General features: G+C 38.1%; 23 protein-coding genes and 4 pseudogenes. 20 read left to right on the top strand and 7 right to left on the bottom strand.

Annotated elements, in window-relative coordinates; translation table 11 throughout:
- The first annotated feature begins 86 nt into the window (after nucleotides 1-86).
- From AC25Y5_RS17505 to AC25Y5_RS17490, 4 genes are all read left to right on the top strand, one after another.
- Nucleotides 87-1,286 (top strand): MFS transporter, encoded by a 1,200-nt coding sequence (locus tag AC25Y5_RS17505; protein ID WP_488141413.1) that lies wholly within the window; start codon nucleotides 87-89, stop codon nucleotides 1,284-1,286.
- 778 nt (nucleotides 1,287-2,064) lie between these two features.
- A complete protein-coding gene (locus AC25Y5_RS17500) occupies nucleotides 2,065-3,060 on the top strand; it encodes a tyrosine-type recombinase/integrase (RefSeq protein ID WP_488141412.1) in 996 nt (331 codons plus the stop codon).
- Between the two features lie 694 nt (nucleotides 3,061-3,754).
- The gene (locus AC25Y5_RS17495; protein ID WP_488141411.1) at nucleotides 3,755-4,351 is read left to right on the top strand and encodes a tetratricopeptide repeat protein; all 597 of its coding nucleotides are present in this window, start codon (nucleotides 3,755-3,757) and stop codon (nucleotides 4,349-4,351) included.
- Between the two features lie 101 nt (nucleotides 4,352-4,452).
- Nucleotides 4,453-4,923: a hypothetical protein gene (locus AC25Y5_RS17490; protein ID WP_488141410.1), complete on the top strand. Its 471-nt coding sequence runs from the start codon at nucleotides 4,453-4,455 to the stop codon at nucleotides 4,921-4,923.
- Between the two features lie 193 nt (nucleotides 4,924-5,116).
- Here AC25Y5_RS17490 and AC25Y5_RS17485 read toward each other — a convergent pair whose 3' ends face one another.
- Complete coding sequence (locus AC25Y5_RS17485; protein ID WP_488141409.1) at nucleotides 5,117-5,356, bottom strand: helix-turn-helix domain-containing protein; 240 nt, start codon at nucleotides 5,354-5,356, stop codon at nucleotides 5,117-5,119.
- 178 nt (nucleotides 5,357-5,534) lie between these two features.
- On the opposite strand from AC25Y5_RS17485, the gene AC25Y5_RS17480 reads away from it, so the two are divergent.
- From AC25Y5_RS17480 to AC25Y5_RS17460, 5 genes are all read left to right on the top strand, one after another.
- On the top strand, nucleotides 5,535-5,666 hold the full coding sequence (locus AC25Y5_RS17480; RefSeq protein ID WP_482103364.1) for a hypothetical protein: 132 nt from the start codon (nucleotides 5,535-5,537) through the stop codon (nucleotides 5,664-5,666).
- A 316-nt stretch (nucleotides 5,667-5,982) separates the two neighbouring features.
- Nucleotides 5,983-6,237, top strand: coding sequence for a hypothetical protein (locus AC25Y5_RS17475; protein ID WP_488141408.1), 255 nt, complete (start codon nucleotides 5,983-5,985; stop codon nucleotides 6,235-6,237).
- A 178-nt stretch (nucleotides 6,238-6,415) separates the two neighbouring features.
- Nucleotides 6,416-6,682: a tyrosine-type recombinase/integrase gene (locus tag AC25Y5_RS17470; RefSeq protein WP_488141432.1), complete on the top strand. Its 267-nt coding sequence runs from the start codon at nucleotides 6,416-6,418 to the stop codon at nucleotides 6,680-6,682.
- Between the two features lie 162 nt (nucleotides 6,683-6,844).
- Nucleotides 6,845-7,000 (top strand): hypothetical protein, encoded by a 156-nt coding sequence (locus AC25Y5_RS17465; RefSeq protein ID WP_488141407.1) that lies wholly within the window; start codon nucleotides 6,845-6,847, stop codon nucleotides 6,998-7,000.
- Between the two features lie 2 nt (nucleotides 7,001-7,002).
- Nucleotides 7,003-7,239: a Gp37-like protein gene (locus AC25Y5_RS17460; protein ID WP_488141406.1), complete on the top strand. Its 237-nt coding sequence runs from the start codon at nucleotides 7,003-7,005 to the stop codon at nucleotides 7,237-7,239.
- 164 nt (nucleotides 7,240-7,403) lie between these two features.
- Here AC25Y5_RS17460 and AC25Y5_RS17455 read toward each other — a convergent pair whose 3' ends face one another.
- Complete coding sequence (locus tag AC25Y5_RS17455; RefSeq protein WP_488141405.1) at nucleotides 7,404-7,877, bottom strand: excalibur calcium-binding domain-containing protein; 474 nt, start codon at nucleotides 7,875-7,877, stop codon at nucleotides 7,404-7,406.
- Between the two features lie 543 nt (nucleotides 7,878-8,420).
- Here AC25Y5_RS17455 and AC25Y5_RS17450 point away from each other — a divergent pair.
- The gene (locus AC25Y5_RS17450; RefSeq protein WP_482106119.1) at nucleotides 8,421-9,035 is read left to right on the top strand and encodes a PH domain-containing protein; all 615 of its coding nucleotides are present in this window, start codon (nucleotides 8,421-8,423) and stop codon (nucleotides 9,033-9,035) included.
- Nucleotides 9,036-9,312: 277 nt separating this feature from the next.
- Here AC25Y5_RS17450 and AC25Y5_RS17445 read toward each other — a convergent pair whose 3' ends face one another.
- The gene (locus tag AC25Y5_RS17445; protein ID WP_488141404.1) at nucleotides 9,313-9,858 is read right to left on the bottom strand and encodes a cysteine hydrolase family protein; all 546 of its coding nucleotides are present in this window, start codon (nucleotides 9,856-9,858) and stop codon (nucleotides 9,313-9,315) included.
- A gap of 122 nt (nucleotides 9,859-9,980) precedes the next feature.
- Here AC25Y5_RS17445 and AC25Y5_RS17440 point away from each other — a divergent pair, with 122 nt between their 5' ends.
- Nucleotides 9,981-10,421 (top strand): Lrp/AsnC family transcriptional regulator, encoded by a 441-nt coding sequence (locus tag AC25Y5_RS17440; protein ID WP_488141403.1) that lies wholly within the window; start codon nucleotides 9,981-9,983, stop codon nucleotides 10,419-10,421.
- Between the two features lie 126 nt (nucleotides 10,422-10,547).
- Nucleotides 10,548-10,897: pseudogene (locus tag AC25Y5_RS17435) on the top strand (hypothetical protein).
- A 197-nt stretch (nucleotides 10,898-11,094) separates the two neighbouring features.
- Here AC25Y5_RS17435 and AC25Y5_RS17430 read toward each other — a convergent pair.
- A complete protein-coding gene (locus AC25Y5_RS17430) occupies nucleotides 11,095-11,274 on the bottom strand; it encodes a lipoprotein BA_5634 family protein (protein ID WP_488141402.1) in 180 nt (59 codons plus the stop codon).
- A 288-nt stretch (nucleotides 11,275-11,562) separates the two neighbouring features.
- Between AC25Y5_RS17430 and AC25Y5_RS17425 the strand changes: the two are divergent.
- Both AC25Y5_RS17425 and AC25Y5_RS17420 read left to right on the top strand, forming a co-directional pair.
- A pseudogene (locus AC25Y5_RS17425) lies at nucleotides 11,563-11,847 on the top strand (group I intron-associated PD-(D/E)XK endonuclease); the annotation flags it as partial.
- 184 nt (nucleotides 11,848-12,031) lie between these two features.
- Nucleotides 12,032-12,241 (top strand): hypothetical protein, encoded by a 210-nt coding sequence (locus AC25Y5_RS17420; RefSeq protein ID WP_482100984.1) that lies wholly within the window; start codon nucleotides 12,032-12,034, stop codon nucleotides 12,239-12,241.
- Nucleotides 12,242-12,936: 695 nt separating this feature from the next.
- Here AC25Y5_RS17420 and AC25Y5_RS17415 read toward each other — a convergent pair.
- Complete coding sequence (locus AC25Y5_RS17415; RefSeq protein ID WP_488141401.1) at nucleotides 12,937-13,776, bottom strand: CAP domain-containing protein; 840 nt, start codon at nucleotides 13,774-13,776, stop codon at nucleotides 12,937-12,939.
- A 316-nt stretch (nucleotides 13,777-14,092) separates the two neighbouring features.
- Here AC25Y5_RS17415 and AC25Y5_RS17410 point away from each other — a divergent pair, with 316 nt between their 5' ends.
- Both AC25Y5_RS17410 and AC25Y5_RS17405 read left to right on the top strand, forming a co-directional pair.
- The gene (locus tag AC25Y5_RS17410; RefSeq protein WP_488141400.1) at nucleotides 14,093-14,425 is read left to right on the top strand and encodes a hypothetical protein; all 333 of its coding nucleotides are present in this window, start codon (nucleotides 14,093-14,095) and stop codon (nucleotides 14,423-14,425) included.
- 293 nt (nucleotides 14,426-14,718) lie between these two features.
- Nucleotides 14,719-15,039, top strand: a pseudogene (locus AC25Y5_RS17405) (IS5/IS1182 family transposase); the annotation flags it as partial.
- Between the two features lie 117 nt (nucleotides 15,040-15,156).
- Here AC25Y5_RS17405 and AC25Y5_RS17400 read toward each other — a convergent pair.
- Nucleotides 15,157-16,245 (bottom strand): extracellular catalytic domain type 1 short-chain-length polyhydroxyalkanoate depolymerase, encoded by a 1,089-nt coding sequence (locus AC25Y5_RS17400; RefSeq protein ID WP_488141399.1) that lies wholly within the window; start codon nucleotides 16,243-16,245, stop codon nucleotides 15,157-15,159.
- Nucleotides 16,246-16,725: 480 nt separating this feature from the next.
- Here AC25Y5_RS17400 and AC25Y5_RS17395 point away from each other — a divergent pair, with 480 nt between their 5' ends.
- Nucleotides 16,726-18,228, top strand: a complete 1,503-nt coding sequence (locus tag AC25Y5_RS17395) for an alkaline phosphatase family protein (RefSeq protein ID WP_488141398.1) — start codon at nucleotides 16,726-16,728, stop codon at nucleotides 18,226-18,228.
- A 235-nt stretch (nucleotides 18,229-18,463) separates the two neighbouring features.
- Here AC25Y5_RS17395 and AC25Y5_RS17390 read toward each other — a convergent pair.
- Nucleotides 18,464-18,595 (bottom strand): annotated as a pseudogene (locus tag AC25Y5_RS17390) (YmaF family protein); the annotation flags it as partial.
- Between the two features lie 452 nt (nucleotides 18,596-19,047).
- Between AC25Y5_RS17390 and AC25Y5_RS17385 the strand changes: the two are divergent.
- The 3 genes from AC25Y5_RS17385 to AC25Y5_RS17375 all read left to right on the top strand — a co-directional run bounded on the left by AC25Y5_RS17385 (nucleotide 19,048) and on the right by AC25Y5_RS17375 (nucleotide 21,340).
- Nucleotides 19,048-19,371: a recombinase RecT gene (locus tag AC25Y5_RS17385; protein ID WP_488141397.1), complete on the top strand. Its 324-nt coding sequence runs from the start codon at nucleotides 19,048-19,050 to the stop codon at nucleotides 19,369-19,371.
- Nucleotides 19,372-19,662: 291 nt separating this feature from the next.
- A complete protein-coding gene (locus AC25Y5_RS17380) occupies nucleotides 19,663-20,880 on the top strand; it encodes an ATP-grasp domain-containing protein (protein ID WP_488141396.1) in 1,218 nt (405 codons plus the stop codon).
- A 19-nt stretch (nucleotides 20,881-20,899) separates the two neighbouring features.
- Nucleotides 20,900-21,340, top strand: a complete 441-nt coding sequence (locus AC25Y5_RS17375; RefSeq protein WP_488141395.1) for a CotY/CotZ family spore coat protein — start codon at nucleotides 20,900-20,902, stop codon at nucleotides 21,338-21,340.
- Nucleotides 21,341-21,435 lie beyond the last annotated feature (95 nt).

The raw sequence follows: 21,435 nt of genomic DNA, 5'->3' as shown, positions 1-21,435 counted from the left end.
TCGTTAATGTAACAATGCTATACAATTTTTATACCTATTTTTTAGGGTGGTTAAAATAGAGACTGCAGTAGGCGGTGGTTTTTTCAATGAATCAAGAGGTCTTGTGGACGAAAAGTTTTCTCTTTGTATCAGCAGCAAACTTTTTCTTCATTTTAACGTATTTTGCGTTACTTGTTACATTACCGACTGCTGCGATAACTTTTTATGGTTCGACGAGTTCCATAGCCGGTCTATTTACAACCGTTTATATTGGGGCTGCGATTATTATTAGACCTTTTATGGGGCCATGGATTGAGAAATATGGCAAACAATTAATATTAATTTTGTCGTTGTTTCTTTTTACAGTGGCTTCATTTCTTTACAGTTTTTTTGACGCCATTTATCCACTACTTATCTTACGCTTTATTCACGGTCTAGGGTTTGGAATGGCCACGACAATTACAGCAGCAATTATCGCAGATATTGTACCAGAGACTCGGAAAGGCGAAGGTATGGGCTTCTTTATTTTGTCTACTAATTTAGGAATGGTCTTTGGTCCATTTATTGGACTGACGATTTTTAATATGTATAATCTTTATTGTTTATTTTGGGTAGCCGCTTTTTGTTCTCTAATATCCCTTTTGTTTTGTTTATTTACACGTCTGCCGAAAGAAAGAAGGGTGATACGTTTACAGGGTGAGAAAAGGCCGGATTTATTTGAAAAGTCGGCAATCCCAATTTCTATCACCGGGGCATTTTTTGCAACTGCTTATGCTTCTGTCCTATCTTTTATGGCGGTTTTCGCTGTAGAACAAGGATTAGGAGCACAAGCCAGTTACTTTTTTGCGGTGTATGTTCTTATTCTTCTATTAACACGACCATTTACTGGTCGATGGTTTGATCAATACGGTGCAAACGTAATTGTTTTTCCGGCGATTGTTCTATTCGCAATCGGGATGCTTGTTCTTGGATTAACGACTAATGCGATTATGTTTTTTATCGCGGCAGCCTTTATTGGAGGCGGTTGGGGTACATTATTTCCAAGTTTCCAAACCATCGCAATGCAAAATGCTGAGCCACAGCGTCGTCCCGTTGCTATGGCAACTTTCCTTTCAATCTTTGATTTAGGTGTTGGGGGTGGTTCCCTTTTGGTCGGTGCTGTAGTTGGTATTATTAGCTTCAGTACTTTATATATTTTCTTTTCCATTTACATATTAGCTGGTCTTGCTGTTTATTATTGGGCACAAAAGAGAAAATCCACGGGAGAGGAACAGGCAATATCTGTGGGTTTTCAACGATCAAAATAGTCCGGGTGAGAATATTAGAACGTATTTTGTTCTAAAACAATCTAATTGATATCATTATTAGAAAGCGGCTTGGTCAGACAATACTTTAGACAGCTCAACTGGCCATATGTGGTTCCGTTATCAAAGGTTCCAGTTGAAGCAGTTCCTGAAACTCAAGAGTAAAGTGGGTTCAACCTTAAAATAGTATTCTTTCGAATATGAAAGTGAACTAGAATAAATTATTTATTTTATGATTTACATTTTGAATCACTTCGATATAAGTTAGATGAGGTGATAATTTTTTTATGGAGGAAAGATATTACATATCAGTCCATTATATAGTAGAATGTCTATTATATATTCGAAGTAACTGTGGTTCAATCATTATTATCCCTATACTCTCCGGTATGATAAAAGATGCAGCTACTAATACTGGTTAACAATTTCTCATAAATCATTATTATCTCCTTCCCTTCGTAGGAGCCATAATTCTAATACTTATTGAATTGTTTGTTTATATAGTTAAGAAAAGAATGGCTCACCGTAATTCGTAAAAGTAGGTGGTTACAGCAATGCTCTTTCTGAAAAGCCTTTACACATATTATACACATTGAATAGACGAAACGCTGGTGTATAAGGGTTTAAAGGCTCTTAAAAACGTCCTCCTGGGACATAATTAAAAGCGCCTGTAAAGCGCGTCGTATAAGCCTTCTAGCGAAGTTAAAGAAGCGGTCTATGAGCGGTCACACTGCGAATTATGGACGCCTGCCTTCTAACTCTACGTTAGGAGGTTTTTTTGTTGTCTAAAAAGCGGAAAGGGTTGACGGTCGACGTGGATTTATCCGAAATGTTTGACGTGGAGGGTATCGAGACCGCATCAACGATAAATCGTAAATCCGCGCTAACAATTGAAAAGGCGCTAGAAATCGTTATACGCCAAATGCGCGCCAGTGGGTTGCGCGAACGTACTATCCACAATTATGAAACGTATGTAATGGACTATATCGTTAAGACAGATGTTGAGTATCTGCTCGCTATTGATGCAGATTCTATCTACCAATGGCTTGCGTCCATGAACGTTAAGCCGGCCACGAAGCGTATCCGATTAAAATGTTTTTGTGCGTTCTTAGGCAAGTGCTTTAATAACGGATGGTTGGCGGATATGTTTTGGAAGAATATACAAATACGCGTGGACGAAGAAGTAAAAGAAGGTGCTACGGAAGAAGACGTTTTTAATATTTTACGGTTGCTCGACTTATCACGTTTTATCGATTTGAGGGACGCTTCGGCTATTCTGTTGATCTATCAGACTGGAATAAGGCTTGCCACGTTGTCTGCGCTTGAAGAACGCCATATAGACTTAGACAATCGTTTGCTGCGGATTGAAGGTGCGTTATTAAAGAATCGCAAAGTCATTTTACTTCCTTTTGACGGACGGTTACAGAAAATACTCGAGGTACTATTCAAGCAGAATCGGATCATCCGAGAAGAGAAGGGCGTAGTTAATGATTACGTATTTATCACGCAGCAGGGCGAGGGCATTATTAATCCTAATGCGCCGAAGTCCAACGCAATAGCGAAGCATCTGAATTATTATAAGCGGACGTATGGAAATCGAAACATAAATCCTCACGGACTACGTCGGGGCTTTGCAAAGGACATATATAAGCGTAGCAAGGGCGACTTAGCACTGGTTAGCAAGGCATTAGGTCATTCAGACTTCGCGGTGACTGCGCGGTATTTGCATTTGGGCGTTGAGGAAGTCGCGGACAGGCTGCGGGATTTAAGAAATTGAACATAAAAAAGAGGCCAAGCGCTCGAACGCCTAACCTCCATAACTAAATATCGAATACTCGCCGTATTCAACCTATCCTTATTCTATCGAAAAAAATTCGATATGGCAAGGCTTCTTAACTAATGTCTTTTTTCGGTGGGTACTCACGACGAGTAGCCGTTAAGCGTCGTTAAAAAGACACGTCAGGTCACGGGGAGCCAACGTAGAGAATTCCCCTATATCGCAGGTAACGCCCGTTCCTTGTTTCGGGTTGCGACGAATAGGGGAGTGCGCCCATTAACGGCACGGAAGGATTACTGGGACTTTATGGAGTCGGTAATCGTTCACACGCGGACAAGCTACACACCACCGCACGGAATGGACAGTAATGTGACGAGTGAATGACGGTCGAAAGATCGCGGTTCGAACAAGGGCGAACAGAAACCTCATACTTCACTATGACGCTGATTCGTGGTCCGTTGCTTATATTCAAACTATCGACGTTATTATATCTTTAGTGCGGATGTAGGTAACATTCTTGCGCCCATTTCCTATAGTGAGCAGCTATTCTGCTGATTTAAGAGCGTCAAAGTCAAATGATAAGTACATAAAGATTAGAAGAATTGTAGGCGTTTACGGAGGGTTTGAAGGGGAACAACGGCAAGAAGAAGGTAGGGGACCGTAGTGTGTCGAATGGGATTACAGGGGGTGTTGAATGAGTATATTTAATTTGTTTAAACGCAAAGTCGGCGGAGTTATTGCTTACCTACAGCTAGAGGGTTTTTACGCAACCTTGTCGGATTCGGACAAACAAGAAATCCGTGAGTCTTTATCTCATCCGTATCAGTTAGGTACACGGAAATATGTAGCGAAGGATCTCGACAGTGGTTCAATTACGTTCGTAGGCGACCGTTGTGACTTCTTGTATTCGATGGCGTCGGGAACTAATGACAGCCTATCAGAACGCCTACTATTAGAATCGTTAAAGTATGCGAAGAACGTAAGTGACCGTCATTTCTCACGGCAAACGTTGGCGGAATTATATTATAAACAAGATAGATTCGATGATTGCGAACGCTATTGCCTTGATGTGATATCGGAAGCGACCAGTTTCTTACGTCATGACAAGCGGTCGAGTGGTGCTAATATACCTGTGTTTAAACGTCTTGCGATTATGTATGAAAAGCAAGGGCGTTACACGGAGGCTATCGATATTAGCAAAAAGGCGCTGAAATTAAAACAATCAGACGGTACAAAAGGTGGCTATGACGGTAGGATTGCCCGATTACAAAAGAAACTAGCCTCCGTTTAAGAAAACCAGTGCTTTTAATATCCCTGCAATTATCTGGAAATAGTTGACTTTTCCATAAATAGTTTTTATAATTATCTATTAATAGAAAAGGAGGGAATTATTTGTCTATATACGATGAATTATCTAGTTTAAAGGCTCAGTACTTGGAATTAAAAGAAACTCTATACCAAGTAGCTGATTATCCTTTTCCAGCGGATAGTGAACCATTTTTAGGAAATCAGCCATATATATCAAGCGCCTTAATTGACAAGTTAGTAGAGACTTTAATTCTGATTAATGATGACCTAGAATCAAATTTGATTTCTATAATATTAGAGCATTTAGAAGAAGACTCATCTATAGCTCGATATATAAATTTTGATTCTGAATCATTTCAAACAGATTTAGTAAACGAAAAAATCGACGCATATGAGGAGAAACTTGCAGAATATCAAAACGACGCGGCAAGTAATGCCCATGATAAAGAAACTGAACTTTGGGACGAGGCTCATGAAGATGTAGTAAATTTAATGGAAAACCTGTTTCCAAAGTTATTTGGTGAGTTAAAAACCATAAAAGGTCACCTCGTTTAATTCAAGAGCGCTAATAATGAAAACTTTGATTTTCATATGAAATAAAACAAAAAGTCCCCTTTATTGGCAGTTAATCTTCTTTTTATAGAAACAAAATGACCCCGCGGCACAATCCTGTGAGGTCTTTTTTTCGTTGTCAGTTTTAGAATTTCCGAATGCAAAAAGAGCCGATAATCAGCACCGGTCCTTCCGGTTATTCCCCGTATTCAATCGTTAATATATCAGCTAAATCGTACTGTTTACCGTTCTTGTCGAGCGTATTCAAGGCGTTTACAATCCGTTCTAGTGTGTCGAAGCTAATCGACTTACTACTACCGTTGCAGATTTCGCTTATCGTTGCCGGGCGAATCTTGCCCTCGACAGCTACGGCGTTGCGTGTTATGCCTGCATCTTCGAGCGTTTGGCCGAGTGTTATTTTTACGTTTGCTTGCATCGTTTCACTCCGTTCTACATATTATGTATAACGTTAAGAGTAAGGCTTATAACGTAATAAATTATATGGAATGGAGCGGGTATATTATGACAATCGCAGTAGAAATAAGCGCAATTGAACGACTAGCAGCAGGCACTAGCGTAATTCACAATTTCGACGAACTCGGGAGGGTTCGCGTATGATGGCCTTGCGTCGCTACTTCATGGCCGATGATGACGAAGCAGTATGCCCGTCGGATTATGTATGGATGACGGTAGGCTACGGCGTCCCTATCATAATTACGCTATTTACGGTACTATCAGTTTATTAATCGGGATGGGGCGATTATATGAAGCAATTATTTACCGGCGATAATGAGGTAACGATCGTATGCACACGAAAAAATGCTACGGATATTTGGTGGGCGGTCGAGAATACTTTGAGCGGATGCAGGCGGAAGGTTTGGGGGACTCGATAACTGCGATCCGTTTAAAGGAAATCGTGGCAGAATGGAACGGTAACGGTGGGCAGTAGGGCGAATGGTTTTACATATATATAACGGGGTCTGTTGGTGCAGATTCCGTAGAAGGGCGATTATTTCGCGATGGTCGCTACTTACGATATTACATACGAGGGTGGATTGTACGATGAATGAATTTGAAAATAGATATCTTAATTTAGTTTCTGGCGATATCAAGGATGGTTTTTTACGTCTTTGCCAAATCCATTATGTGACGGATATGAAGATACTAATTATAAATTCGGGCTTATATGAACCGCATGAAGCGGATGAGTTTAAAATTGGCTACGACGGAAGTGCTTATAACTATAGTTTGAAAGAGTGGTTTCATGGTCTGCCAAGCTTCGAAGAATTTTACGAGAAAGCTAAATTAAGTCTTTAATTATCGAAAGCGGGGGCGTACTTTAACGAGTGCGCCTTTTTTGTATGCCTAAATCTATTTTTTTAGGTAAATGTAACAAGGACGCGGGTTGAAGTGTTTAAGGGGAAAAATAGGATGTAGCAATTTCCGGTTTTTCGGCGCGAAGGAAGTAGGGGGGATTCCGTTGTTGTAATTTAACATTTTCCCGTCAAGAAAAGGCGATAGCCATATATCAACTACACAGGCATACAGAATACTTGTTCAAGCAGCCGTACTTATAGGACGTACGGACATTGGATCCCATTCAATGAGAAAGACATTCGGCTATCACTACTATAAGCGGACTCATGATGTAGTAACTTTAATGAACATCTTCAACCATTCGGATCAATCAATTACAAAAAGATATATTGGAATTACAGAGGAAGAAGTCGCAGATTCATTAAGAGATTTTCGATTATTCTAAGAAGAGTGGCCTTTCTAGCTACTCTTTTTTCTATTCCGTCATGTTTCGACCAAATAACCATTAAAACAATGATTTTATCCTGATAACTATACCCTCTAAAATCCTATGTACAGGGTATTAATGAAAGTTGGCATAAGTTAGTGGGGGGGCTATTAACAAATAGTGGAAGAAGTTGTTATCCATGCAGATGATGACCAGGTTAGAATACACAGGAAACTGGTTGTGAAAATGTGCGGATCCTATTCCTCGACTGATTCAGAAGTAGAAGCTGATTTAATCAATCGTGGGAATCAAAAGTTGGCTGAATACAGGAAGTAAACTTGGAGGGACAGGCGCTTACTAAGTCACGTTATGACCTGGGCGATATTGTTGCGTTGCAAAACCGGGAGTGGGGCGTGACACTGAATGCAAGGATTACAGAGGTCAATGAAATTTATGAGTCTGGTATAATCGGAATTGAATTGACGTTTGGTGCAGGAGTTGAGTGGGTTGAAAGCGGAATATTTTTAAAGATATTTGAGGTGAAATATGAAGAAGGCATACATTGGTCTAGATAAAATTATAATATGAATAGTAAAACTTGAAGAATGGAATAATGGTTTGGGGTATAAGGCTAAAAATGGAAATTATTCGATAAATGAAACTCAAAAAAAGTTGATATAAAAAACTCCAACATCATATGAGGATGTTGGATTTTTTATTTACAAGCCATTATTTATCTTCATTGCTCACATGCCCAATCGTCCTTATCTCTGTCCATTTTCGATTCATAAGCAGGATGGTCTTTTGCTACACCGCTAGGATATTTTGTTCTTAAATCTGTACAATTTTGAAACGATTCACTCTGAGCGGCAGTAGCTTTGTCGGCAGCAGCTTTGTCAGCAACAGCTTTGTCAGCAACAGCTTTGTCAGCAACAGCTTTGTCAGCAGCGGCTTTGTCGGCAGCAGCTTTGTCAGCAACAGCTTTGTCAGCAGCGGCTTTGTCAGCAGCGGCTTTGTCAGCAGCAGCTTTGTCAGCAGCGACTTTGTCAGCAGCAGCTTTGTCAGCAGCAGCTTTGTCGGCAACAGCTTTGTCAGCAGCTTCTGCTTTAACTACTTCTTTTGGCTCTTCCTTTACTCCTTCGGCTGAATCATTTCCACACGCTGCTAGTAAGAGTACCGTTGATAACATTAGTAATGTGATAAATTTCTTCAATTTCATACCTCCTAATGATGTAATAGTTCCATGGTACAACATTTATCGTCGAATGGATACATGTGGATGTAAAGGAAAATAGCTACTCTCCATTATTCATCATCCATTCAAACAGCCTTTCCGATTTCTTGGAGTATCTTCAGAAATAAAGGTGACATCTGGACTAACACATTGTTGCCTAACGTCTTCAAATTAGGGAGTATTAGGTGGGTCTCTTAAATTATAGAGTAATTGTTGTATCCGATAGAGTGTACTTAAACGGTAACGTATGTAATAGTCTCCCAAATGTAATGATAGCAAGGGGGATAGCATGTTAGTGTTGTTACCGTTTGACTGTTACCAAAATCGAGAGTAATGGACAGGCTACACTAAGTTAGATTCGCAAGTAATCAATCTTCATTGTTACCAGACAAGGTGAGAGAAGTTCACAGGGGAAGAATTGTGGTAATTACTTATCAGTTTGAATAGAGGTTCTACATTTATCTCATGAAAAGTTATATAATACAGGTGAAAGAATATAAGTAGGGAGAAGGGGCGGGGCATATGTTGAAAAAATTTGCTTCAGATGCGTTAGGCTTGTCGGATATCGGTAAAATCATAGGTCCAGAAGATTATGATAAAACGGATGCGGATGATTATATTCGAAATGAAGAGAATGAAAAGATTTATTTTTTAATCAAGACAAAAATGGATGAATATTGCTTTACGAACATTGCATTTATTCACGTCGATGGAGAGAAAGCTATATCTTCGAAGCGCTTGCTAAAACGCTATTCGTATTCGCAATATCAAATTACCGATGTGTTTTTGGAAACGGCGGGAAAAGTGGATTTGGATGTTGAAATCAAGTTCTCCTTAGGCAATCAATCGTTCAGCATTGACGTTGATAAAAAGCAACTTGCCCAATTGATTGATCTGTACAAAGCATTATCTTATATTTCGGAAAAAGTCCACGACAACAATATACTTTTAGAGTTAGCGAATGGAAGTCTTGATAAAGCTGTAACAGTGTTGCATAACGCACGTCTGTCTGACATTCAGCTAGCCGACCAGTATAAACAATTGACCGAGTTTGGTTTCTCCTGGTTAACGGCTGCCCGTGACCAATACCGAATTAAAGACTTTGGTGATGTGTTTGAGAAATATATTAACAATTAACTTATAAGCTAGCAGTACATTATATTCTTTAGAAAAGTGTGGGGTCCTTCAGATTTGTAAATCTACACTTTGAAAAGTTTTTGCCTTCAACAGGAAAGGTCCCAAGATCCGAAACAACCTCGGAAACAGGTAAATTAGATGTGGTAGTAAAGGTTACTATTACTGCATAAATCACGCTAAATGAGGAGATTTTTCGCGTAGATTATTTCCGGAAAAAGTAAAAGGCATTTGGGAATAAGCGCATTCCCAAATGCCTTTTACATTAAGATTGTGTTTCTTATTGCAAGAAGTCCTCAGTCGAAGTTACAGCACAATACATACCGTTAAGTGCACCGACAAACGCGTAATGAACCTGTTCAGCTGGAACGTCTTTACCTTCATAAGATAAGTCTGTTGTCGCACATGCATCTTCAATAAGTGTCGTCTCAAAGCCTAGATCCACTGCCGCTCTGACTGTCGCATCAATACACATATGCGTCATCATTCCTACCACGACTACCTTGGTTACACCATTTTCTCTTAATTTGTTTTCCAAATCAGTCTGTAAAAAGCTGTTAGGGAAATGTTTGATGATAATGCTTTCGTTTTCCAAAGGTTGAACAGTTTCATGTATTACAGCACCGTCTGTATCCGGAAGGAAGAATCCTAAAGCTGGATCAGCTGCGATATGCTGAACATGAAAAATATTTTCTTTATTGTTCTGCCTAAACCATTCAAGAACTTTAGCAGCATTAGCCGCGGCTTTATCTGGATTAACTAATTCCATCTTTCCATTTGAGAAATAGTCATTTTGAATATCTACAATAATTAGCGCTGTGCTCATTATTTCTCCACCTCATTTAAAGTATTTTGGTCCACTATAATCATATCTCGTATATTGTTTTTTATCGTTAGGTTGGCGAAACACTTTCAGCTCAAAAAATTTCACGGTGAAAGGAATGTATTATGGAACTTGATAACATTGATTTTCAAATCCTACGGTTATTATCCGATAATTCACGTATCCAATGGAAAGACTTAGGCGAACAAATTCATATGACGGGACAAGCAGTAGGGAATCGTATAAAAAAACTTGAAGATAGTGGCGTAATTAAAGCCTTCTCTCTACAAGTCGATGAAATGAAAGTGGGACTCACTTATACAGCGTTTATCATTATATATATGAAAACAGCAAAACATGATGCGTTTATACGATTAATGAATGATTGCAAAGAGGTAGTGGAAGTTCACCGCGTATCAGGAGAAGGCTGTTACCATATAAAAGCCAAATTGAACTCTCAAGAACAATTGAATCTCTTTCTAGATAAAATTCTTGAGCATGGGAATTATAGTATACATTTATCGATACAAGAGATTAAACAACAAAATCCTTTGACTGCTACATGATAAAGTGGTTACGATCAGTGATTTGAATATAAAATAAAACTTCGCTATCTAATGAGATAGCGAAGTTTTAAGTAGGTTTAATTGAGGTGAGGCTTCTATAATTTTGTACTTGAAATAACAAATGCGATGACAAGCACAACTGCGGCAAATACACATGTACATATATTATTAGTTGGATGGTTATCCGTATTTGCATGGGGAACATGTTATAAAGTCTATACTGTGAAATATGAACCTCCCACGACTGAAGTCACGGGTGTTCTTGGCTTAATCATAAAAAACTTGTGTCTATACAAGCTATTACAGTAATGCTTGGTGCATTTGGTCTAAGGTTTGGTATGTGGATGTATAATTTAAACCCATTTAACTTAAGTGAAACATTAGTGATGATTTTCTTCATTGTAGGATGGACTTTATTACTATTGGCATTTGCATTAATTGTAGTAATTACTTTCTTAACGGAGGATACGAACTAAAAGTTAGCTTTACTTCAAGAAGGAATAAAGCCTTTTTCTTATTGAACAAAGACGATTTTCAGTATCTCATGGGTCTTACATTGGTACGTTCCCTTTTTTAAAAAGAGCTGTTTTCATTAAAAAGCCCCCTATAGAATAGACTTTTTTAAGTGTCTATTCTATAGGGGGCTTTTTATTACTGGAGAGTCCTTCGTTTTTCAGTCTTGTATTCGAACTAGCTGTGCTTTTTCCACGTCATAACTTAATCCGTTGGCACTTGGATCTTTGTCATACTTTAATATAGCCAATGTTTTTTCTGTTCCTTTTAGTGAAGCCCAATCTTCATTATTTACTAATAAAAATAGATCCGCGTATACTCTTCCGTCCCCAATGATCAAATTCCGAATCCGGTTGGAATTGATTTTTTATGAAAAATAACTACACAAATTTCAAACAGGACAAGTGATTAGCTTGTTCCAGCACTATGCTTTTGAAAGAAATATCGAATGTTCTACTGATATGTCATTTATAAAATTGGAAATAATTTTCCCAATCAATCATAATGGATATAATTCAAAATTGGGACTGATAGTCATGAAAACGGTAAGATTCTTGTTTTATTTTTAAAGGAAATCAGTGATGTTTCTATTGAGCACCGGAACATTACAGGAAAAAGGTGAACAACCTTGTATCATCACACTTAGAATAAGGGAGATTTAGGAGTTTTAAAAGCCCAGGTCGATTTACACCAAAAGGGCTATATGATATTGATACCCCATACCGAACATTCCCCATTTGATCTTGTCATTTATAAAGATGGTTATTTCAAAAGAGTTCAAGTCAAGTATAGGGAGTTAACTTCTAGAGGGATTCTAGAAGTCAGATTTCGTTCATCTAATTGCAACACAAGAGGAATAGTTACATCAGTTGTCGAAAAAAATGAAATTGATGTGTACTGCGTTTATTGTCCATAAACCGATGAATGCTATTACTTTGATCTCAGCCATTGCGAAACAGAATCCTGATTTCCGTGAAGGTAGACCGAAGAAATTCACTAAAAAGTAAGAAGCACACGCTTTACAGCTATTGGAAGTGAATTCCTATACGCACACTAATTCGTGCCAAAAGAGAAGTAGCTAGAGGGGACAGATAGTGATGGCCAAGAAATCACTTTTAGAATATCAAAGGGAATATGAAAGGATCATCCATGCAGATCAACCAAGAAAAGATATTCTACTGGCTGGTTTAATGACTGAAATGGAGAAACAATTCAAAATCCCGGTGTTTAGGAATGAAGTATGGGAACGAGAAAATATAAAGGTAATAGCAATGTATCGCAAGTTAAGTATTACAAGGAAATTGTGAAGGTCGGCGAAATCTGATCTTCTTTTTTGTGTAGATTATATATCCAAGGGATCTGTACCTCTGGTAGTGGGTGTCACTATGACCGATAATTTGCGCGTATTTCAAGCGCTATTTTGCACATATAAATTTAAAAAACTGACTAACTTCACATTAGAAGATTAGCTGGGTTTCTTCATTGCAATATAAGATAGATTTTATTAGGTTATTGAACGTAGAATAATGAAGAGGATTTCGTAACATCTATAGATAATAAGCATTCATTTCAACGGGGATTTGTGTGTGTTCAGAGAAGGACTAGTTTTGGAACATATATTGGGTTTTAAAATTTTTGACAGGTTATTTTTTTGATAAAGAGTGCTTTTTAATTTTTGTTCCGCAATCGGGCCATATTATTGAGGATAATAAACAAATATTTATATAATACAATTGAGATTGTGAAGGATTATACCTAAAATAACGGGGCAGCATTCCTGTTTGAAGGATGTTCCGGGTCTTGCAAGAAAAAAAGCCCTCTAGTATGATGTGGGTGTCAACGACCATTGACCCATCATCAAACAAGGAGGACTTCTTTATGCAGTTTAAATGCTATGAAATTGATTCACTTAACAATGGTTAGCAAAAACTGAAAATATATCAAAAGAAGTCATCCTCTGTACCGGAACGATTCCAGTGCAAAGGACGACTCTTCAATCATATTATTTCTGGATAAATTGCTGCGTCCAGTAGTTTCCGTTTTTGTCATAACCGATACCGATGTGAGTGAAATCAGCCGTTAAGATATTTTGTCTATGCCCTGGTGATTCCATCCATCCTTTTACGACTTCTTCGGCTGTAAGTTGGCCCATCGCAATATTTTCAGCAGCCGATTTATATGTTACACCATTTGCTTTCATTTGATCGAACGGTGATCCGTAAGTCGGGCTTGTATGTGAAAAGTATCCTTTTGAAGCCATATCTGTTGATTTTTGTCTTGCAGAGTTCATCAATTTAGCATCCGTTTGTAATGGTTTAAGACCTGCTTTTTGTCTTTCAACATTTGTTAGGTCAAGTACAGCTTTTTCAATTTCAGAAACAGATGCATCAGATGTTGTTTCTGCAGGTTTTACTGGCGCTACTTCTGCCGGTTTTTGCGGTGCTGTCTTAGCTGGTGGAGTTGCTTCCGGTGTTGGTGTCGCTGCCGGCTGCTTAGTCGGAGCTGGTTTTTCTACCGGCTTAGCTGTAACAGGCTCCTTCACTGGTTTCGCTTCTGGCTTAACCGTAACTGGTTTAGTTTCCTGTTGGTTCTGGGTTGGTACAGCAACCTCTGTATTATTTGCATAAGATTTCGCTAAACTATAAAGTCGATCAAAATTTATCGTTTTTTTGAGTGAAGTGTTGTACATATAGGGTTGTTTGTCCCCTCCTATGTAGCTTTGAATGTACTGTTGTGCTTTTTGCACCTGTACATTATTATCCAAATTTGAAGCTTCTACACTATTGTTGTTCGGCAGTAAGAGCGCCGAACCGAGCATGAGTACTGCAATCGATTTTTTCATCTCATTACTCCTCCCTTCGCAATCTATCATAACGCGTGGGAGAGTTAGAATATCGGGTTTTTTTCCCAGTCTATCCAATTCTAAAATGAATACTCTTGCAAAGGTCTCATATTCTATGGAAATGGATAAGTCTGGTCAACTATCTTTATTTTTCATCTTAATAGGGGTTGACGACCTCCTAATTTAACGATTTCATGCCTTCACCTATAATCACCAGACGGGCTTCCATATTGACGTATTCAGACAATCAGTTGACCATTCCATACGCACATTGAAATAAAAAAGGGTTTTTATAACCGGAAAGGTATTGTTTAGTATGAATTCGATGAATGATAAGAAATACGCTGTTACTTCAGCAACATACCCTCTAGCTTTGGGTAAAGGAGTTCATAAAGCGGTCGAGGATAAAATCAATGGGGTGTCTCATTCAGAAGAGACCATGGATGAAATGTCAGAGTTGGTGAGCAATGCACGGATTATAGAGAATATGGGTGAAACGGAGATTCATTTTCAACTACCTCTTTCTAATGAAGATTCAGCCCCGATGTTACAAGGCTATATAGATTTGGTTTCACCAGACGGAAGTAAAATAGTCGATTGGAAAACGAATCGTGTCAGATATGATGTTCAAGATTACGGAATCAATTAGACATTTACAACCACTAAAGGTAACTGCCAAAACTCTCAAAGTTAGGGTGGCTGTAGATGTGGATTTACGGGATGATAATGAAGACCGTAAAAAGCTGTTTTATTTATTGGAAGAATCCGCTGAATTTGTTAGCGAAGTAAAAGTATAGGAGGAATATAGAATTAGCTTGTGATTCAATACTCTGAATACTGGTGGTAAGAAGGATGCCGAGTTAAATCAGAATTATTTAATCTATCCAAAGATTAGTCATTTAGGGAACACCCTTTACTCTGGATTGCGATAGCGAATGAAGAGGAAATGTTCACGACAGACAGATGTTTGAGCCGCTAGTCTAGAAGATCATCGACTAGGGTGGGACGTCCTATAGAAGTTGCCGCTGATGCAGCCTACAAGACATCAACCATTGCGAACTACCTTTTAGAGAATCAAGTCCTTCCTGCACTTCCATACAAACGACCAATACAAAGGAGGGATTCTTCAGAAAATATGAGTATGTTTATGACGCGCATTTCGACTGCTATCTCTGTCTTGAAGGACAGGACCTAATGTGTCAAACAACCACGAAGGAAGGATATCACCAGTATGCCACAACTCCTTCTCTTTGTGCCTCGTGCCGGGGAATAGAATATGACATTGAATAAAAAAGAGAGAATGAAAAAGTTTGATCCGAATGAACTCCCATGTGGCTCAAATAAAAAAACTCGTCAAACTTGATTCATAGGGAAGGTTCTTTAATTTTTTGTTTTATTTTTTCTTTTTATAAGTTTTGAAAGTAGGATGCTAAAAAAGTTCTTCTTTGGTGATTCGTCCTGTGGATTGACTGGTATCACAACTGGTGCCGAGATTGAATTTTTGGCCGAAGTCTCAATCAGTTTTTCTTCCGGCTGTTGTTGATGTTTACTGAAAAAACTCCAGATAATTTCTGTTGCATTTGGACCCGAGGGATCGGTGTAAGAACCATTCGGGCTTCCACCAGACCAGGCATGCCCCATTTTATCGATCATCCAAAGTTCCGATAATGGTTCGCCGTCCCCATCTATATATACATGCTTGGTATAGCTATTTCCATTTATAATATCTGATTTGACCAGGGCAGGGGTAACATCAGCAAGGCCTATACCTTCTTCAACGAGAAAATTGGTTTGAGCCCATTGGGTGATAACCTGCTGGCCGTTAATGGGGTGGACCGTGGTATCACAGATTCCATGGAAAACAATCACCCCTATTTTTTTCTTATACTTTCCCATCTCTTGAAATGCACTGTTTCCGCATGCATATGGGTCAAACACGCCTTTCTCCATACTATTCTTAGCTTCCTTAGCCATCGGGTCGGTTAGAAAATATACATTGGCAGCATCATAGGCTAGTCCCGAACAAATTCCGATACCGTTAAAGACATCTGGATACGTAACACCAAGAATACAGGCTAGTGCCCCGCCTGCTGAGAAGCCCACAGCGTATACTTTATTTGAGTCAATTTTGTATTTACTTTTGACCTCATTAAAAATCTCATAAATTAGCTTTGGATGTCCCTTACCGCGGTGTTGATTTTCATCTAAAAACCAGTTCCAGCAGCCAAAGGGGTTATACCCGGCCAGATCTGTAGGATTTAACAGATGGTTCATATCAGGATAGAGGACAAGGAATTTTTCCTTTTCAGCAAGTGTGTTCATGTTTGTGCCTGCAGCAAAATCATCCGGATCTTGTTCACATCCATGAAGCATCACCAACAACGGAGACTCTTTATCTGAATTATATTCACTAGGAACATATAGCTTGTATTTAAAATCGTAATAAATAAAATTGAGAAATTCTCCCAAATCTCTTGACCTCCGTTTTTATACTCTATTTACCTATCTTACTCCAAAAGTTGTCGCAATATTATTACTTGTTTTACTATTTTAACAGAAAATAAGTGATTTAGAGAGTAAAAGGTAGAGGGAAAAGCACAAAGTTAGGACTAGAGTGGAAAATAGGGGAAAGTTTCAAGGAAATTAATGAAAACACTACTGACAGGTAAGGCACACTGGTTGGGAAAATGGACAAGAGTTGGATCAAGCATGAAATGGCATGGTCCAGGGTGTTAAGTAACTTAAAATATTCACATGAATTAGGGGGAAGAGAGCTCTGTTATCGTAAGTAAGAGAGAAATAGATAGAAATGAAGAAATTTGTATTGTCTAACATAAATCTAACCATACTAACGGTAATTATAGATTAAAGGGTGAAGTTATGGTTATTAGAATTTTTATATCCATGGGATTAATTTTTCTTTCTCTAGTTGTTCTGTATTGGTGGGGTTTGAAAACACCAATAAAAGACATAAACGAAGTTTCAATTCTGCCAACTTCCAAACCTGTTGTTTTTTTACTAATTGACTCTCTGATGGATGAACCGTTACAACAAGCGATTAAGGAAGGAAAAGCTCCTGCATTGGAATTCTTTATGAAACACGGTCATTACAATCCTGAAACCGTTAGCTCTTATCCGACAATGTCGGTTACGATTGACAGCACATTATTAACCGGAGGATACGCAGACAAGCATAAAGTACCTGGCCTAATTTGGTTCAAAGAAGATGAAAACCGATTAGTAAATTATGGTACTGGAAGCAAAGAAGTATGGAAGCATGGGATGAAACAAGTATTATCGGATGGACTAATCGATTTGAATCAAGAGCATTTAAGCGAGGATGTCTTCACCATTTATGAAAAGTTGACAAACGCAGGGCTCCAATCCGCTTCGATTAATGGGCTTGTTTATCGCGCGGACTCTCCTCATCGATTAACTATCCCAAAACTCGCATCCTTGGTAAACTTCATCCCGCATAATATAGTAATCAAAGGACCACCCCTTCTGTCATTGGGTAGTCTATCTCAATACAATCCTGAAAACAATCAAATTTGGAGAAGGATGGGGCTCAATGATCGATTTACTGCAAATGAACTGAGTTTCTTCATTCAAAAAGACAAATTACCTTCTTTTACACTAGCCTACTTTCCGGATTTAGATAAGAAAGTTCATGACAATGGTCCAACGGAAACCGATGGGATTGCGGAAATGGACAAACAACTCCAAGCTGTTTTAAATTCATACAATACATGGGATGAAGCGATTCAGAAAGTCATTTGGATTGTGAGTGGTGATAGTGGGCAGTCTTCCATTTTGAATGACCACAATGAATCCCTGATTGATTTAAATTCTTTATTAGATAAGTACCGCATTTGGAATGTAAAGGACCCAATCGATGAACAAGACGAACTGAAGTTAGCTGTAAATGAGCGCATGGCTTATATTTATTTAGTTAACGAAAGTATTGGCTTTTCTGAAATAGTTTCAGAGTTAAAAAAAGATGAAAGAATTAGTTTTATTGCGTGGAAAGAGGATGATGTGAATCATGTGGTTGCTGCTGGGGGAGATGAGAAACTTACATTCTCATCCCACGGTAAATATACTGATTCATACAATCAATCTTGGGCATTGAATGGAGCTGGTTCAATATTAGATTTGACGATAAATGAGCAAAGTGAAATCCAATATGGTGATTATCCAGATGCACTTGCGAGACTATACGGTGCTCTTAACTCCCATGAAGGTCGTTTCGTTGTCGTCGATGCAAAGCCAGGTTATGAATTCATCGGAAAACATAGTCCTATCCATGCGGGCGGAGGTGGACATGGATCCTTACATAAAGATGATTCATTAACACCGCTCATAATAGTTGGAACTGAAAGCAAACCAGAGAACAATCGTTTAGTGGATTATAAAAACTGGATACTCGAGCTAATAAAACAAGGTGAGTGAGAAAGAAATTATTTCCTTTCACTCAGCGCTTACAAATGAACAAAATTCGTTGATTTGGAATAGGGGATGGGCTGCATGGAGAGCATTGTTGTCTATCCATGACATTTAAATGGATAAAGTTGCTATACAAATGAAAAAGTAAGCGCACCCGATTGAAGAGTAAAAACCCCTTGGAGGTCCAAAGGGGTTGTTTTATAATTAATTTTTTTTATAAATTGCTAGTCAGAAAACGCCATTATAAACTTGTTCCTCCACTATAACCGTGTCTATGGGGATTAGCACCATTTACAGTAGTAAAACCACTAAACTCATGATAATGACCGCCGTAAGGAAGGGGAATAGCTGGACCAGTAGCTCCACGCAATAATGTAGATACTGATTTTCATTCGATTTGCGAAGTCTTCTTGATTTAGGTAAAATATATACATATTTCATTAGTTTTTTCGTCGCCATTTTACCCTGGTGAAAGTCGTTAAACCTTTTATTCATTTCAAAAGGAGATTCGACACAAATGTTTAGCCTTAGTATTTCCCTTCTTTTTGTGGAGAGTTAGGCAGACGTTTTACGTCACAAAATTGCTGTATGCACACTAGATACTTACGCATTATTTGCGTGATATATATTTTAAAAGCCGATTGATCCCACTATGGGTGACATTGGCTTTTTTTGTTTTAATAAAACTGAAAGGAGTGCTGCAATGAAATGAAAACAAAACAACTTTCGTTTTCGGTTGCAGTGGGTTACCTAAAAGCCGATTAATCCAACTATGGGTGAAGTCAGCTTTTTTATTTATTAAAAATACAAAAGGAGATGGTATAAATGGAAAAAGTACTTACGTTTACAAACGAACAGAAGTCGTTGATTTGGAATCGGTTTGTTCAGCCAGCAAATGGGACTCAAGAAGAGGCGAATCATTTCATAGAAGTCTGTGAGACATTCGGCTTGAATCCTTTGCTAGGTGATATCGTTTTTCAACGTTATGAAACGATGAATGGACCGAATACATCTTTCATTACTACTCGCGATGGATTGCTTCGTGTAGCTACTACGCAAGAGGGATATGTAGGACCTCCTAACCCGAATGTGGTGAGAGAAGGAAATACATTCGAATTCATTTCCTTCAGAGGGAAGTGTACGGCATGAGTTCGGTCAGAAGCGTGGTCAAATCCTTGGTGCTTACGCGGTCATGCACCATAAACGCTTTAGACCAGTAGCTGTATTCGTTGATTTCCAGGAATACTTTCAAGCAAATTCAGGTGACTAACCGATTTGCTCTGCGATAGTTATGTTTTAATTAAAGAACGTAAATCAATATCATTAATGAATTTCTAAGTTGTCGAAGGTAGACCAAACAAATCAGTTCTCTGTTGAATAGTATATATTTACAGAGACTAAGGATGGCGCCAAAGTCACTTGGAAGGATGAGGTCAATTTATGAAAACGATTATTTTTATTGGTGGTAATAAATCTGGGTCAAGCAGGGAAGCGATAAAAGCTGCTGATAGGCTTGGTTTTTTTACTGTGTTATTAACCGACAGAGAGGTTTTTCTTGAAAACAGACTTGATTTTCCCGATGTTCATCAAATGATTTTGATGGAGTTATCAGACTACGATTTAGTAACGGAGAAAATAAGAGAAATACAAAAACAAGGAAAAATAGTAGAGGCTATATTAAGTTTTATAGACCCTTTTGTCCATGTAGCTGCGAAGTTATCAAAAGAATTTGGATTGACCTCAGTGTCTCCTGACCCTTTAGTAAAGATGGAAGATAAGATTTTAACACGTGAACTTTTAAAAAACCTTCCGGTATCCCCCTATTTTACAAGGTATGGAAAAAATGATTCCTTGGAAGACTTTATCGATAAACAAAAAGGGCTATATCCTTTGATTGTCAAAACACCCGTTTCAACTGGCTCTAAGGATGTGCTATTTGTCGAAGATGATAGTGAATTAGCAGGGGCCATAGATACGTTATTAAAAAAAGGTAGTAGCGAGGTGTTGATAGAGGAATACTTAGAAGGTCCTCAATATTTAATTGAAGCCTGTGTGTACAATGGAAAAGTACATATCGTGGCGGTGATTGAACAGGAAATAACGTTTTTCAATCATTTTATTGTTACCGGTTATTGTTTGTTGGGAGATATGGATATAGTCTTTTACAATAAAATTTATGAAACGGTTTGTTTGGTTTTGGAACAGTTTGATTTTAAAAATGGATCCTGCCATATAGAAATGCGTTTGATGAATCATGAATGGAAACTAATTGAAATAAACCCTCGGATATCAGGGGGGGCAATGAATCGAATAATTGAAACTGCATTTGGAATTAATTTTGTTGAAGAAACAATAAAGATATTTTTAGGACAAGAGCCCAATCTTGAAAAGAAATTTGCTCGGTTTGTTTATGCGCATTATTTAACGAGTGACTCTACAGGTACATTAATAAAGGTGACAGGAAAAATGCGCTGTTCCAGGCTGCCGGGAATAGAAGAAGTTTTTATTAAACCTAAAAAAGGGAAGGTTTTACACCCGCCTTTATCCATGGGCGATCGCTATGGATATGTGTTGGCTTCTTCAGAATATAAAGAAGAAGCAATGAGAATCGCTAAGGAAGCTGCAAAGGAAATCCGTTTTTATTTAGAGCCAATTTAACTTTTGGAGTGAATAAATTATGATTAATAATGAATATGGAAAGAAGAATGAAGGTGAATTGGTTTGTTGTGTAAAATCCACTTTGAAGACGATTATTGAAACTCAAAACAAGGCTGATTTAGCAATCTTTCAAGATATTCTACCGGAAACTATCCCAATTATTTTATATTCCTCCATAACTTTTGATCCATACTCTTCCTTTGGCACTACCTCAACTTTACAAATCCCTTTTAGAACTTGCTTTTTCCGAATTGAAGATTTGACAAACTCTTCTGCCCAACTATCGCTATTACGTCCATTTGATATAGAAGGAAATTGTAACGACACAATAGACACTCTATATCGATTAGAAAGAACAAATAGTAAAGTGATTGCATTATTACATTGTTTTTGTAGTATTCAGTGTATAAGCCCTAAATTAGTAAATCGTCAAAGTATCACTATTGGAGGTAAGTGGTAGAAACGAAAGTCATATCAGTATGTCAATATAAAAAGAATGAAAATTATAATATAGGGTTTACAAAGGATTTTACTTGTTAATGGAATGAGAAGTAC

The sequence above is a fragment of the Sporosarcina sp. Y1011 genome (assembly GCF_057669885.1).
This window is presented reverse-complemented; position numbering and strand designations above follow the sequence as displayed.

Excerpts from the sequence above, each read along its gene's own strand:
- AC25Y5_RS17505 (WP_488141413.1), top strand. The coding sequence starts at position 87 with ATGAATCAAGAGGTCTTGTGGACGAAAAGTTTTCTCTTTGTATCAGCA.
- AC25Y5_RS17495 (WP_488141411.1), top strand. The coding sequence starts at position 3,755 with ATGAGTATATTTAATTTGTTTAAACGCAAAGTCGGCGGAGTTATTGCT.
- AC25Y5_RS17485 (WP_488141409.1), bottom strand. The coding sequence starts at position 5,356 with ATGCAAGCAAACGTAAAAATAACACTCGGCCAAACGCTCGAAGATGCA.
- AC25Y5_RS17480 (WP_482103364.1), top strand. The coding sequence starts at position 5,535 with ATGATGGCCTTGCGTCGCTACTTCATGGCCGATGATGACGAAGCAGTA.
- AC25Y5_RS17475 (WP_488141408.1), top strand. The coding sequence starts at position 5,983 with ATGAATGAATTTGAAAATAGATATCTTAATTTAGTTTCTGGCGATATC.
- AC25Y5_RS17450 (WP_482106119.1), top strand. The coding sequence starts at position 8,421 with ATGTTGAAAAAATTTGCTTCAGATGCGTTAGGCTTGTCGGATATCGGT.
- AC25Y5_RS17445 (WP_488141404.1), bottom strand. The coding sequence starts at position 9,858 with ATGAGCACAGCGCTAATTATTGTAGATATTCAAAATGACTATTTCTCA.
- AC25Y5_RS17440 (WP_488141403.1), top strand. The coding sequence starts at position 9,981 with ATGGAACTTGATAACATTGATTTTCAAATCCTACGGTTATTATCCGAT.
- AC25Y5_RS17420 (WP_482100984.1), top strand. The coding sequence starts at position 12,032 with ATGGCCAAGAAATCACTTTTAGAATATCAAAGGGAATATGAAAGGATC.
- AC25Y5_RS17415 (WP_488141401.1), bottom strand. The coding sequence starts at position 13,776 with ATGAAAAAATCGATTGCAGTACTCATGCTCGGTTCGGCGCTCTTACTG.
- AC25Y5_RS17410 (WP_488141400.1), top strand. The coding sequence starts at position 14,093 with ATGAATTCGATGAATGATAAGAAATACGCTGTTACTTCAGCAACATAC.
- AC25Y5_RS17385 (WP_488141397.1), top strand. The coding sequence starts at position 19,048 with ATGGAAAAAGTACTTACGTTTACAAACGAACAGAAGTCGTTGATTTGG.
- AC25Y5_RS17380 (WP_488141396.1), top strand. The coding sequence starts at position 19,663 with ATGAAAACGATTATTTTTATTGGTGGTAATAAATCTGGGTCAAGCAGG.
- AC25Y5_RS17375 (WP_488141395.1), top strand. The coding sequence starts at position 20,900 with ATGATTAATAATGAATATGGAAAGAAGAATGAAGGTGAATTGGTTTGT.